This window comes from Roseateles sp. (assembly GCF_965262435.1).
In the GTDB taxonomy this organism is placed as follows: Bacteria; Pseudomonadota; Gammaproteobacteria; order Burkholderiales; family Burkholderiaceae_C; genus Paucibacter_A.
Genome location: NZ_OZ253537.1, coordinates 1,822,095 through 1,835,003 on the forward strand (window position 1 = coordinate 1,822,095; position 12,909 = coordinate 1,835,003).

The window sequence follows — 12,909 nt, forward strand, 5'->3', positions numbered from 1 at the left end:
GAACGCCATGTCCCTGCAACTTCGTCAACTGAACACAGCCAGCGCCGATTTCGAAGCCGAGTTCCAGCGCGTGCTTCATTGGTCGGCCGAGGCCGACGCCGCCATCGAAGGTCGGGTGGCCGAGATCCTGTCCGATGTGCGCGCGCGCGGCGATGCCGCCGTGCTCGAGTACACCGCCCGTTTCGACCGCTTGCAGTCGGCCAGCGTGGCCGAGCTGGAGCTGAGCCGCGAAGAGCTGAAGGCCGCCTTCGAGGCCATCAGCCCGGCCCAGCGCGACGCGCTGCAAGCCGCTGCCGCCCGTGTGCGCAGCTATCACGAGCGCCAAAAGGCCGCCTGCGGCGAGAGCTGGAGCTACCGCGACGAAGACGGCAGCCTGCTGGGCCAGAAGGTCACGCCGCTGGACCGCGTGGGCATCTATGTGCCCGGCGGCAAGGCGGCCTACCCGAGCAGCGTGCTGATGAACGCCATCCCCGCCCAGGTGGCCGGCGTGCCCGAGATCATCATGGTCGTGCCCACGCCCGGTGGCGAGAAGTACCCGCTGGTGCTGGCTGCGGCCTATGTGGCCGGCGTGCACCGCGCCTTCACCCTGGGCGGCGCCCAGGCCGTGGCGGCCCTGGCCTATGGCACGGCCACGGTGCCGCGCGTGGACAAGATCACCGGCCCCGGCAATGCCTATGTGGCCAGCGCCAAGAAGCATGTCTTCGGCCAGGTCGGCATCGACATGATTGCCGGCCCCAGCGAGATCCTGGTGCTGGCCGATGGCAGCACGCCGCCGGACTGGGTGGCCATGGATTTGTTCAGCCAGGCCGAGCATGACGAGCTGGCGCAAAGCATTCTGCTCTGCCCCGATGCCGGCTACATCGCCCAGGTGGCCGAGGCGATCGAGCGCCTGCTGCCCACCATGCCGCGCCAGGCCATCATCCGCGCCTCGCTGGAAGGCCGGGGCGCGCTGATCCAGACGCGCTCGATGGAGGAGGCTTGTGAGATCAGCAACCGCATCGCGCCCGAGCATCTGGAAGTGTCCAGCAGCGACCCGCACCGTTGGGAGCCGCTGCTGCGCCACGCCGGTGCCATCTTCCTGGGCGCCTACACCAGCGAATCCTTGGGCGACTACTGCGCCGGGCCCAACCACGTCTTGCCCACCTCGGGCACGGCGCGCTTCTCTTCACCGCTGGGGGTCTACGACTTCCAGAAGCGATCCAGCCTGATCGAGGTCAGCGAAGCCGGCGCACAAAAGCTGGGCCCGATCGCGGCCGAGCTGGCCTATGGCGAGGGCTTGCAGGGGCATGCACGGGCGGCGGAGTTGCGCCTGCGCTCCTGAGAACCCAGCTGGGCTGCGCCCAGACCCGGGGTTAGCGAGTTGTCGGCGGCGGCCCGGGCTGTGGCAGAGTCAGGTTTCTGCGTCTGCCATGGCTCTGCGCCTCCTGTCTTGACCTGCCTGCCCCGCCGTCAACTGCTGATCAGCGCCTTGCCTGTGGCCAGCTTGGCGCCGGGCTTTGGCTTGGCTGCGGCGGCGCCGCCGCTGCGCGTGCGTTACCCGCGGCCCATGCGCGAGATTGACCCCAGCAGCTGGTACCCGCTGCAACTGCTCAAGTTGGCGCTGGAGGCCTGCGGGGTCAGCTGCGAGCTGCAGCCGACGCGCCAGGTCATGGTGCAAAGCCGGGCCTTGCTGGACCTGCAGAATGGCCAAGACGGGCTGGACATCGCCTGGAGCATGACCAGCATCGAGCGCGAGCAGCATCTGCTGCCCATCCGGTTTCCGATCTACAAAGGCCTGTACGGCTGGCGCCTGATGCTGGTCAAGCGCGGGCAGGAGCAGCACCTGCTGCGTGACGTTCGCAGCCTGGCCGACCTGCGCCGCTTCAGCCTGGTTCAGGGCCATGATTGGCCGGACACGGCCATCCTGCGGGCCAATGGCTTGCAGGTGGTTGCCGGCTCTTCTTTTGACGCCATGTTCAGCATGTTGGGCCTGGGGCGCGGCCAGGCTTTTCCGCGCGCCCTGCTGGAGATTGACTGGGAGCAGGAGAGCCATGCCGACAGCCTGGCCATCGACCCCCATCTCTGCCTGCATTACCCGACGGCCATGTATTTTTTCGTCGGCCGTGGCAACGAACGCCTGGCCGGCCTGGTCGAGCGCGGCCTGAACCGCTTGCTGGCCAAGGGCGGCTTTGAGCGCATCTTCATGCAGTACCACGGCGCCATCCTGGCCCGCCATGTGCTGAGCCGGCGCCGGGTGCTGGAACTGCACAACCCCTTGTTGCCGCCCGAGACGCCGCTGCAACGCAAGGAGTTGTGGATGCGGCCTTGAGGCGAGATGGCCGCAGGGGGATGTGTGCTCCAACACCTCCGGGCCCCGTGGTTTGAAATTAACACGAACTTCGTGTTGCACGAACTTCGTGTTAATCTGCGGCCCGTGAAGAACGTGACCATCTCCATGGAAGACAGCGTCGCCGAATGGGCTCGGCTCGAGGCTGCGCGGCGCAACACCAGCGTCTCGCGCCTGGTCGGCGAGATGCTGGCCGAGAAGATGCGCCACGATGACGCCTACGAGCGCGCCATGCAGGACTGGCTGCACCGCGAGCGCAGCTGGGCCTCGGACGGCGCGGCCTATCCGCAGCGGGGCGACGCAGCATGAGTGCCGTGCTGGCCACCCGCGAGCCGGTGTTTGTCGACACCTCGGTGCTCATCCTCAGCGAAGACGGCGCTCAGCCCGAGGCGCGCGAGCAGGCTATGGCCGTGCTGCGCCTGCTCTGGCAGCAGCGCCGCGGCCGGCTCTCGACCCAGGTGCTCAACGATTTCTACCGCCTGGTCACCACCCGCATCCAGCCGCCCATGCCCAACGGCGATGCGCGGGCCGAAGTGCGGCGCTACCAGCGCTGGCAACCCTGGGCGATTGACCATGCCACGGTGGAAAGCGCCTGGTCGATCGAAAGCCGCTTCGGCCTGCCTTATGCCGACGCCCTGATCGTGGCCGCCGCCAAAGCCCAGGGCTGCAGTCGCTTGCTCAGCCTGGAGCTCAAGCATGAGCTGCAGTTGGACAGCGTGCAGATCCTCAACCCCTTGCTGATGGCGCCCGAGGCGCTGCAATGACGACCATGAACCGCCCCAGCATCTCGCCTGACGATCTTCTGCAGCAAGCCCTGGCCGCCATCCGTCCCGATGTGCGCGCGATGAGCGCCTACCCGGTGCAAAGCAGCGCCGGCCTGATCAAGCTGGACGTGATGGAGAACCCGTTTCGCCTGCCGGCCGCGCTGCAGCAGGCCCTGGGTCGTCGCCTCGGTGGCGTGGCGATCAACCGTTATCCGGCCGAGCGCACCCGCGAGCTGGCCCTGGCCCTGGCCGCCCATGCCGGCATGCCCGAGGGCTGCGACATCGTGCTCGGGAATGGTTCGGACGAGCTGATCACCTTGCTGAGCATGGCCGTCAGCCAGCCCGGCGCTTGCGTGATGACGCCGCTGCCCAGCTTTGTGATGTACGAGCATTCGGCCCGTTACCAGGGCCTGGGTTTCGTCGGTGTGCCGCTGCGCGCGGAAGATTTCGAGCTGGACGGCCCGGCCATGCTGGCGGCGATTGCCCAGCATCAGCCGGCGCTGATCTACCTGGCCTACCCGAACAACCCGACCGGCAATCTCTGGGACGCAGCCGTGATCGAGCAGATCATCGCCGCCGCGCCGGGCTTGGTGGTGATGGACGAGGCCTACCAGCCCTTTGCTGCCGCCAACTCCATGGCCTGGCTGCGCCGCCACCCGAATGTGCTGGTCATGCGCACCATGAGCAAGTTCGGCCTGGCCGGCGTGCGCATCGGCTACCTGATGGGCCGCAGCGAGCTGGTCGCGCAGATCGAAAAACTGCGCCCGCCCTTCAATATCGGCGTGCTCAATGCCGAGGCCGGCCTCTTTGCGCTCGAGCATACCGAGGTGTATGCCGCGCAGGCGGCCGAGCTGCGGGCCCAGCGCGAGCGGGTCTTGGCGGCGCTGCAAAGCCTGTCTGGCGTGCAGGTCTTCCCCAGCCAGGGCAATATGCTGCTGGCGCGGGTGGCGGACGCGGCAGCCACATTTGCTGCCATGAAGGCGCGCGGCGTACTGATCAAGAACGCGTCCAGCGCCCACCCATTGTTGGCCAATTGTTTGCGCATCACCATCGGCACGGCCGAGGAAAACACAGCCATGCTGGCTGCCTTGAAAGAAAGTCTCTGAGCATCATGAGTACCGATCTGGTCCTGAGCCCCGCGCCCGCGGCGCGCGTCGCCGAAGTCAGCCGCAACACCAAGGAAACGCAGATCCGCGTGCGCGTCAATCTCGACGGCACGGGCGAGGCGCGCCTGAACACCGGCATCGGTTTCTTCGATCACATGCTGGACCAGATCGCCCGCCATGGCCTGATCGATCTGGAGATCGAAGCCAAGGGCGACCTGCACATCGACGGCCACCACACGGTGGAAGACGTGGGCATCACCCTCGGCCTGGCAGTGGCCCAGGCGGTCGGCGACAAGAAGGGCCTGACGCGTTACGGCCACAGCTATGTGCCGCTGGACGAGGCGCTGTCGCGCGTGGTGGTCGATTTCTCCGGCCGCCCCGGCCTGGCCATGGATGTGAAATTTACCGCCGGCTCGATTGGTGCTTTCGACACCCAGCTCGCCTTCGAGTTCTTCCAGGGCTTCGTCAACCATGCCCTGGTGTCCCTGCATGTGGACAACCTCAAGGGACATAACGCCCACCATCAGTGTGAAACCATCTTCAAGGCCTTCGGCCGTGCGCTGCGCATGGCTCTGACCCTGGACCCGCGCTCGCTGGGCGTGATTCCTTCGACCAAGGGCAGTCTTTGACATGAAGCGGACTGTTGCGGTGGTCGACTACGGCATGGGCAATCTGCGTTCGGTTTCGCAGGCCGTGCTCCATGTAGCGCAGGACTCCGGGCTGGAGGTGGTGATCACCTCCGAGCCCGAGGCCGTGCGCGCCGCCGAGCGCGTGGTGCTGCCGGGGCAGGGCGCCATGCGCGATTGCATGCGCGAGCTCAAGGATTCCGGCCTCCAGCAAGCGGTACTCGAAGCCGCCGCCAGCAAGCCGCTGATGGGCGTCTGCGTGGGCATGCAGATGCTGCTGGACCACAGTGAAGAGCAGGACACGCCGGGCCTGGGCCTGATCCCCGGCCGCGTGCGTCGCTTCCAGCTGGATGGCCAGTTGCAGCCCGATGGCAGCCGCTACAAGGTGCCGCAGATGGGCTGGAACCGCGTCCGTCAGGCGCAGCCGCATGCGCTCTGGGCTGGCATTCCCGATGAAAGCTGGTTCTACTTCGTGCACAGCTTCTATGCCGCGCCGTTAGATGTGCGCCACAGTGCCGGCGAGACCGATTACGGCCTGCGCTTTACCTGCGCCGTCGCCCGGGATAATATTTTTGCCACCCAATTCCACCCTGAAAAAAGTGCTGCGCTGGGCCTCGCCCTGTATCGCAATTTCCTTCACTGGAATCCCTGAGCCTTCTTCTCATTTCTGACCCAGCCATCATCGAACTGCATGTATGCATGCGCGGTCCGCTCAGGCACTTTTCCTGGCTGCTCTGACCCCCGTTCCTGTCCTTCCCTCCAACCCCATCTACATCCTCACCACTGACCTCGGCCATGTTGCTGATTCCTGCTATTGACCTGAAAGACGGTCGTTGTGTACGCCTCAAGCAAGGCGATATGAACGAGTCCACCACCTTCGGCGAAGACCCGGCGGCCATGGCGCGGCGCTGGATTGACGCCGGCGCGCGGCGCCTGCATCTGGTCGACCTGAACGGTGCCTTCGCGGGCAAACCGGTCAACGAGACCGCGATCAAGGCCATCCTGCGCGAAGTGAACGGCGAGATTCCCGTGCAGCTGGGCGGAGGCATTCGCGACCTCGACACCATCGAGCGCTATCTCGACGCGGGCCTGAGCTACATCATCATCGGCACGGCTGCGGTCAAGAACCCTGGCTTCCTGCAGGATGCGGCCACAGCGTTTGGCGGCCACATCATCGTGGGCCTCGATGCCAAGGACGGCAAGGTAGCGACCGATGGCTGGAGCAAGCTGACCGGCCATGAGGTGATCGACTTGGCACGCAAGTTCGAAGGCTATGGCCTGGAAGGCGTGATTTACACCGACATTGGCCGCGACGGCATGCTGACCGGCATCAATATCGAAGCGACGGTGAAGCTGGCGCAGGCGCTCAGCATTCCGGTCATCGCCTCGGGCGGCCTGTCCAATATTGCGGACATCGAAGCGCTCTGTGCCGTTGAAAGCGAAGGCGTGGAAGGCGTGATCTGCGGCCGCTCCATCTACACCGGCGATCTGGATTTCGCTGCTGGCCAGGCGCGCGCGGACGAGTTGTCGTTGGGCTGAAGTACGCGGCTGACGGTACAAAGCAGGCGTTCCGTCCGGCGGTGATCGGGCCAACTGGGCACTCTGCTCCGTTCATGTCCCCGTCGCCCGACTACGCCGGGCGCCTCCTCCTTGACTTCACTTCGCAGAGCACCCAGCGGGCCCGATCCAGCGCGAGCTAGCCCCCTAGACGAAAACGTCATCGGTGGATCTGCCAAGGGGTGTCGGGTGAGTGCTGAAGCGAAGTTAAGGAGGAGGGCCGCGCGAAGCGCGGGCCGGGGGACTGAGCCCGGACTCAAACAGTCCTGAGGACTGTTTGAGCCTGGCGAAGGGCTGGGCCGCTGGCCCAGACATGAACGGAGCAGAGTACCCAGTCGGCCCGATCAACACCCGCTCCAAGGGCTGCTTCGTGCCGATTCTTGCCAATTCCAGGTTGATCAGACGGACGTCTGCTCCTCACTTCTTTTCTCTCTCGCGAAAGCTCGTCATGCTGGCCAAACGCATCATTCCCTGCCTCGACGTGACCGCCGGGCGGGTCGTCAAAGGCATCAACTTCACCGAGCTGCGTGACGCGGGCGATCCGGTGGAGATTGCGGCGCGCTACAACGAGCAGGGTGCCGATGAGCTGACCTTTCTCGACATCACCGCCACCAGCGATGGCCGCGACCTGATCCTGCACATCATCGAGGCCGTGGCCTCGCAGGTCTTCATTCCGCTGACGGTGGGCGGTGGCGTGCGCGAGGTGGCCGATGTGCGGCGCCTGCTCAATGCCGGCGCCGACAAGGTCAGCTTCAATTCCGCCGCCGTGGCGCGGCCCGAGCTGATTCGCGAAGCATCCGACAAGTACGGTGCGCAGTGCATCGTCGTCGCCATCGATGCCAAGCGCCGCGCCGAGGGCGATGCGCGCGGCCCGGGCTGGGATGTCTACACCCATGGCGGGCGCAAGAACGTGGGCCTCGACGCGGTGCAGTGGGCCAAGCAGATGGCCGAGTTCGGTGCCGGCGAGATCCTGCTGACCAGCATGGACCGCGACGGCACCAAGAGCGGCTTCGACCTGGCGCTGACCCGTGCGGTTAGCGACGCCGTGTCGGTGCCGGTGATCGCCTCGGGCGGCGTCGGTTCGCTGGAGGACCTGGCCGATGGCATCACGATCGGCGGCGCCGATGCGGTGCTGGCCGCCAGCATTTTTCACTACGGCCAGCACACCGTCGGCGAGGCCAAGGCCTTGCTCGCCTCGCGCGGCATTGCGGTGCGGCAATGAGCGGCGGTCGCCCTCGTTCCAGCGTCGCGGCCAAGGCTGCCGGTGCCGCGCCTCAGAAGCAGGGCGCGCCGCGCATGGCGGCCCGCGAAGTGCGCATCATCGGCGGCCAGTGGAAACGCTCCAAGCTGCCGGTGGCCGACCGGCCGGGTCTGCGGCCCACGCCCGACCGGGTGCGCGAAACCCTGTTCAACTGGCTGGGCCAGGACCTTGACGGCTGGCGTGTGCTCGATGCCTTTGCCGGCAGCGGCGCCCTGGGTTTCGAGGCCGCCTCGCGCGGTGCGACCGAGGTGCTGCTGCTGGAGCGTGACGCTGAACTTGCACGCAGCCTGAATGCCAGCAAGCTTCGCCTCAAGGCCGACACGCTGCGAGTGGAGAGCAGCGACGCCCTGGCCTGGATGGCGCGCTGCGCGCCGGCTCGCTTCGAATTGGTGCTGCTGGACCCGCCTTTTCAACAGGACTTGTTCCTGCCAGCCCTGCGCGCGGCCCTGCCGCTGCTGGTGCCCGACGGCCTGGTCTATCTGGAGTCCGGTGAACCCATCGTGGCGCCGGAAGAGCTGGGCCTCGAGGTCTGGCGCTCGGGCAAGGCCGGGGCCGTGCATTTCCAGGTCTTTCGGCGCAAGGGATAATTCCAGCCTTACCCGCCAACGCCATGGTCCAGCCCCTCCGCCGGACCGATTCCATGAGCCGACCTTCGCTGACCGCCGTTTACCCCGGCACCTTCGACCCCCTGACCCTCGGCCATGAGGACCTGCTGCAGCGCGCCTGCCGCATGTTCGACCGGGTCGTGCTGGCCGTGGCGGCTGCGCATCACAAGCGCACCCTGTTCAGCCTGGACGAACGCTTGGCCATGGCGCGCGAGCTGGCTGGGCCGCTGCCGCAGGTCGAGGTGATCGCATTCAGCGGCCTGCTCAGCGAGTTTGTGCTGGGGCAGGGCGGCCAGGCGGTGGTGCGCGGTGTGCGCTCCAACAGTGATTTTGAATACGAGTTCCAGATGGCTGGCATGAACCGCCACCTGATGCCTGGCGTCGAGACGGTGTTCCTGTCCACCTCGGACGCCTACCAATTCGTCACCGGCACCTTTGTGCGCGAGATCGCGCAGCTCGGTGGCGATGTCAGCAAGTTTGTGTCGCCGCTGGTGCTGGCGCGTTTGCAAGAGCGCTTGGCGCGGAAGGAGGGCTGATTCCATGGCGCTGATGATCACCGACGAATGCATCAACTGCGATGTCTGCGAGCCCGAGTGCCCCAACAACGCCATCTCCATGGGCGAGGAGTACTATCAGATCGCGCACGACAAGTGCACTGAGTGCGTGGGCCATTTCGATGAACCGCAGTGCGTCCAGCTCTGCCCGGTGGCCTGCATCCCGGTCAATCCGGCCCATGTCGAGGACAAGGACAGCTTGATGGCCAAGTACCTGCGCTTGACGGCCGCACCCGCCACCTGATTTAGCGCAGCGAACCGGCCTGCAGCGCCCAGCATTCCCCGTAGCGCGGTGGTGCCGGCCATTCGGCGGCGCTTGGAGTTCTTTCTCCGCCTTCCTGCTCCATCCACCGGCGTGCCAGCATCCAGCCGCCGTGGCTGATCAGCAGCCCTCCGGCCGGCACCGGCCAGGCGGCAGCGCGCGCCAGCAACTGCCTCAGTGTTTCCGCGCCGCCCGGCGCATGGCCGGCAAAGTCCAGCATCCAGGGCTCGAAATCGGCGGGGCTCAACTCACTCCAGGGCCGGCCATCCCAGCGGCCGAAATCCATCTCGGCCAGGGCCGGATCGATGCGATGCCGCCAACCCCAGCGGCGCAACCAGCGGCCCACATCGGCGCAGCGCTGCAGCCCTGAGCTGCACACCACATGCGGCAGGCGGTGGCGGCGCGCGAAGCGCTGAATGCGCCGGGCCAGGCGCTTGGCGCGGCGCCGCTGCACCGGCAGATCAGTTCCCGCGCCGATGCAGCGGCCGGCCGCGCCCTCGGGCTTGGGGTGGCGCCAGACCCAGGCCTGGGCAGACTCAAGCGGCATGGGTCACGGCCAGCAAACCCAGCAGCAGACCCAGCTCCACCAGTTGCTGTGTGGCGCCGAGGTTGTCGCCGGTGTAGCCGCCGAGGCGGCGCTTGAGCATGGATTGCATCCACAGCGTCAGACCCAGACCGGCCAGGCATGCGGCGCCGAGCGCCGGCAGCACGCCGGGCATCAGGGCCAGCATGCCGCCGGCCATGGCCAGCGGCCAGAGCAGTCCCACGAACACCGTGCCGAGGCTCGCCTCGGTGGCCAGAGGCTTGGCCTTGGCGTGTTCGGCATCGCCGGCGTAGGGCAGGGCGTGCATCAGCCAGACCGGCGCCAGGCGCGAGGCGCTGTGGGCCCAAATCAGGGCCAGCAGGCCCAGCATCGGGCTGTGCTCGACCAGGGCCAGCAAGCTGGCGGCCTTCAGCCCCAGCATCAGGATCAGGCCCAGGGCGCCGTAGCTGCCGATGCGCGAGTCCTTCATGATGGTGAGGGCCTTCTCGCGGCTGACCGCGCCGCCCAGGCCATCGCAGCTGTCAGCCCAGCCGTCTTCGTGGAAGCCGCCGGTCAGCCAGATGCTGGCCGCCATGCTCAAGCCCACCGCCACCATGGGCGGCCATAGCCACAGGGCCGCGCCCAAGACCGCCGCCGACCAGGCGCCAACCAGCAGGCCAACGGCCGGAAAGTAGCGCCCGCAGGCCTGCAGCCAGGCCGGCTCAAAGCCGACCCAGGCGGGCACGGGACAGCGGGTGAAAAACTGCAGGGCGATGAAGAACAGGCGAAGCTCGTGGAGCAGGGAAGGCATGCGCGGCGGGGGAGGAGCGGGTGAGCGGGTGAATCGTGAATGGGGGGCTCAGTCGCGGAGCGGAAGGTTGATGGGGGGCTCGTGGAAGCCTAGGCCGGGGTTGTGGGCCTCGTCGACCACGATGTGGCCGCCCATCTCTTCGCACAGCTTGTGCACGATGTAGAGGCCCAGGCCCGAGCCACCGCTGCCGCGGCGGGTGGTGAAGTAGGGCTCGAACATGCGCGCCCGCACCTCGGGCGGCACGCCACGGCCGTTGTCGCTGAAGTGCAGTTGCAGGCGCTCGCCTTGGCTGTGCAGGCGCAGGCGGATCAGGCGCGGCCTGTCCTCGGGCTGATCCTGGAACGCATGGGTCAGGGCATTGGTGATCAGGTTGGAGACGATTTGCGAGAACTGGCCGGGTACCAGGGTGGCGTGCAGATGCTCGGGTGTGTCCAGTTCGGCGCGGGTCTGGGCAGCGCGCAGTACCGGGTTGTGCGCCTTGACGATGCCGCTCAGATAGGGGCTCAGGTCCACATGCATTTCAGCGGCACTGGCCTGGTCCACCGCCAGGGTCTTGAAATTGCTGATCAGGTCGGCCGCGCGGGCCAGGTTGTTGTTGACCAGTCGCGCACCGTCTTCGAGCTGGCTGGCCAGGGCCTGCAGCTCGCTGCGGCTGACCTTGTCGCCGCTCAGTTTGCGCGTCAGGCTGCGCGCGAACTCTTCCATGCCAGAGGCGGCGGTGACGGCGATGCCGATGGGCGTGTTGATCTCATGCGCCACGCCGGCGACGAGGTTGCCGAGTGCAGCCAGCTGCTCCTGCTCCAGCAGGCGCTCAGTGGCCAGTTTCAGCTCTTGCTGCAGGCGCAGCAGCTCTTGCTGCTGAGTTTCGCCCGTTCCGGTGGGAACCGAGGCATTCACGTCGGAGGGATTTAGGCTGCTCATGGCGGCCTCAGGAATCCGGATAGCGGACGTAGATGTCCTTGACGGCCGGAAGGTTGGCCATCAACTTGGCCACCAGATCGGGGTCGAACTGCAAGCCGGCCTGCTCCTGCACATAGGCCAGCGCCTCCTCGAAGTTCCAGCTTTCCTTGTAGCAGCGGCGGCTGACCAGGGCGTCCAGCACATCGGCCAGGGCGACGATGCGGCCGGCGATGTGGATCTGCTCGCCAAGCAGGCCGCGTGGGTAACCCTGGCCGTCCCAGCGCTCATGGTGCTCGTGGGCGATGATGGCGCCCAGCTGCAGGATGCGCTTGTCCGATTTGCTCAGCAGCTCGAAGCCAATGCGCGAGTGGGTCTTCATCACCTCCCACTCCTCCGCATCGAGCTTGCCGGGCTTGTTGAGCACGCGGTCAGGGATGCCAATCTTGCCCACATCGTGCAGGGGTGCGGCCTGGCGCATGAACTCGATCTCGCTGCTGCGCATGCCCGAGAGCTCGGCCAGCAAGGCGGCCAGCTCGCCGACGCGGCGCACATGGGCGCCGGTTTCCTTGCTGCGGCGTTCGACCGCCTCGCCGATGATGTAGACGGTGGAGCGCTGGGTGTCCTGGATCTCCTCGCGCAGCAACAAGGCCTCGTAGGTGATGGCCACATTGGCGCAGAAGATCTCCAGCAGCTCGCGCGACTGCGCGTCCACCGGCTCGGAGAAGGTCATGTAGAGCAGGGTCTCGTTGCCACTGCTGCTGCGGTAGTAACCGACAAAATGGTGGGAGTCGAAGGAGCTGGTCTGGTCGTCCAGCGCCCGGTCCAGGGCCAGCTTCACCTCGGCGGGAAGGTTGCTGATTTCCTCGTCCACCAGCAATCGCGAGTACTCGGTGGTGGCGGCCAGGACCTTGAGCCTGCCTTCGATGTGCGAGGCCGCGTAAGCCGCCACCCGGCTGGCGCACAAGCCCTGGGCTTCATAACCGAGCAAATGCGCGGCTTGCTCCAGCACGGCCGAGGCAAAGCGGCGCAGATTGTGTGAGTCGTAGATGCGGGTGATGGCGTCGATCGAGCGGCGCAGGGCCAGGCGCGACTGCTCGATGATCATGATGTCGCGGTAGCTGCGCAGCGCCGCGTAGAAGACCGTGATCAGCTTGCGCTTGGTCAGCTCGGTCTTTTCCTTGTAGTCGTTGATGTCATAGCTCTTGATGACATGCTCTTCCGGCGCCTGGCCGGGCTGGCCGGTGCGCAGCACGATGCGCACATGGTGGTTGTCCAGCTCCTCGCGGATGTAGCGGGCCAGGTCCAGGCCGGCGTGCTCGGACTCCATCACCACATCGAGCAGGATCAGGGCGATGTCGCGCCGGGTCTGCAGCAGCTCGCGTGCCTCGGCGCCGCTGTAGGCATCCAGGAACTGCAGGCGGCGGCCGCTGAACTCGAAATCGGCCATGACCAGCTGGGTGACTTGGTGCACCGCCACATCGTCGTCGACGATCATCACCACCCAGGGCTCCAGCGGCTTGGGGGCGTTGCCGTCGGTATCCAGCTCGGGGCTCTCGTCAGCAAAAACCAAATCCGTCATGGCGCGTGTCCTGGTGCAGCGTGGCTGGCCCGATT

Annotated in this window: 16 protein-coding genes; 12 read left to right on the plus strand and 4 right to left on the minus strand. The window is 66.6% G+C overall.

Going from position 1 to position 12,909, the window contains the following annotated elements:
• Positions 1-7 precede the first annotated feature (7 nt).
• The 12 genes from hisD (at position 8) to ACQY39_RS07895 (ending at position 9,043) form a co-directional block, all read left to right on the plus strand.
• On the plus strand, positions 8-1,321 hold the full coding sequence (hisD, locus tag ACQY39_RS07840) for a histidinol dehydrogenase (protein WP_428505021.1): 1,314 nt from the start codon (positions 8-10) through the stop codon (positions 1,319-1,321).
• 108 nt (positions 1,322-1,429) lie between these two features.
• Positions 1,430-2,308, plus strand: coding sequence for a substrate-binding periplasmic protein (locus ACQY39_RS07845; RefSeq protein ID WP_428505023.1), 879 nt, complete (start codon positions 1,430-1,432; stop codon positions 2,306-2,308).
• A gap of 105 nt (positions 2,309-2,413) precedes the next feature.
• Entirely contained in the window at positions 2,414-2,635 is a 222-nt protein-coding gene (locus ACQY39_RS07850; RefSeq protein WP_171827544.1) for a CopG family transcriptional regulator, read from the plus strand.
• Positions 2,632-3,090, plus strand: coding sequence for a PIN domain-containing protein (locus ACQY39_RS07855; RefSeq protein WP_263516855.1), 459 nt, complete (start codon positions 2,632-2,634; stop codon positions 3,088-3,090). Before ACQY39_RS07850 ends, ACQY39_RS07855 begins: the two co-directional genes overlap by 4 nt.
• A 5-nt stretch (positions 3,091-3,095) precedes the next feature.
• Positions 3,096-4,196 (plus strand): histidinol-phosphate transaminase, encoded by a 1,101-nt coding sequence (gene hisC / locus ACQY39_RS07860; RefSeq protein ID WP_428510755.1) that lies wholly within the window; start codon positions 3,096-3,098, stop codon positions 4,194-4,196.
• 5 nt (positions 4,197-4,201) lie between these two features.
• On the plus strand, positions 4,202-4,825 hold the full coding sequence (hisB, locus tag ACQY39_RS07865; RefSeq protein WP_263516857.1) for an imidazoleglycerol-phosphate dehydratase HisB: 624 nt from the start codon (positions 4,202-4,204) through the stop codon (positions 4,823-4,825).
• Position 4,826: 1 nt separating this feature from the next.
• On the plus strand, positions 4,827-5,474 hold the full coding sequence (gene hisH / locus ACQY39_RS07870; protein ID WP_428505026.1) for an imidazole glycerol phosphate synthase subunit HisH: 648 nt from the start codon (positions 4,827-4,829) through the stop codon (positions 5,472-5,474).
• Between the two features lie 143 nt (positions 5,475-5,617).
• Positions 5,618-6,361 (plus strand): 1-(5-phosphoribosyl)-5-[(5-phosphoribosylamino)methylideneamino]imidazole-4-carboxamide isomerase, encoded by a 744-nt coding sequence (gene hisA, locus ACQY39_RS07875; protein WP_428505028.1) that lies wholly within the window; start codon positions 5,618-5,620, stop codon positions 6,359-6,361.
• Between the two features lie 466 nt (positions 6,362-6,827).
• Complete coding sequence (gene hisF, locus ACQY39_RS07880) at positions 6,828-7,601, plus strand: imidazole glycerol phosphate synthase subunit HisF (RefSeq protein WP_428505030.1); 774 nt, start codon at positions 6,828-6,830, stop codon at positions 7,599-7,601.
• The gene (rsmD, locus tag ACQY39_RS07885; protein WP_428505032.1) at positions 7,598-8,227 is read left to right on the plus strand and encodes a 16S rRNA (guanine(966)-N(2))-methyltransferase RsmD; all 630 of its coding nucleotides are present in this window, start codon (positions 7,598-7,600) and stop codon (positions 8,225-8,227) included. Before hisF ends, rsmD begins: the two co-directional genes overlap by 4 nt.
• Before the next feature lie 53 nt (positions 8,228-8,280).
• The gene (gene coaD / locus ACQY39_RS07890) at positions 8,281-8,781 is read left to right on the plus strand and encodes a pantetheine-phosphate adenylyltransferase (protein WP_263564576.1); all 501 of its coding nucleotides are present in this window, start codon (positions 8,281-8,283) and stop codon (positions 8,779-8,781) included.
• Positions 8,782-8,785: 4 nt separating this feature from the next.
• Entirely contained in the window at positions 8,786-9,043 is a 258-nt protein-coding gene (locus ACQY39_RS07895) for a YfhL family 4Fe-4S dicluster ferredoxin (protein ID WP_428505035.1), read from the plus strand.
• A gap of 1 nt (position 9,044) precedes the next feature.
• On the opposite strand, the gene ACQY39_RS07900 is transcribed toward ACQY39_RS07895, so the two are convergent.
• The 4 genes from ACQY39_RS07900 to ACQY39_RS07915 are packed head-to-tail and all read right to left on the minus strand — an operon-like array spanning position 9,045 to position 12,874.
• Positions 9,045-9,608, minus strand: coding sequence for a histidine phosphatase family protein (locus tag ACQY39_RS07900; protein ID WP_428505037.1), 564 nt, complete (start codon positions 9,606-9,608; stop codon positions 9,045-9,047).
• Entirely contained in the window at positions 9,598-10,395 is a 798-nt protein-coding gene (locus tag ACQY39_RS07905; RefSeq protein WP_428505039.1) for an adenosylcobinamide-GDP ribazoletransferase, read from the minus strand. The genes ACQY39_RS07900 and ACQY39_RS07905 overlap by 11 nt, the downstream gene beginning before the upstream one ends.
• Positions 10,396-10,443: 48 nt before the next feature.
• Positions 10,444-11,316: a sensor histidine kinase gene (locus ACQY39_RS07910; RefSeq protein WP_428505041.1), complete on the minus strand. Its 873-nt coding sequence runs from the start codon at positions 11,314-11,316 to the stop codon at positions 10,444-10,446.
• A gap of 7 nt (positions 11,317-11,323) precedes the next feature.
• A complete protein-coding gene (locus ACQY39_RS07915) occupies positions 11,324-12,874 on the minus strand; it encodes a DUF3369 domain-containing protein (RefSeq protein WP_428505043.1) in 1,551 nt (516 codons plus the stop codon).
• Positions 12,875-12,909 lie beyond the last annotated feature (35 nt).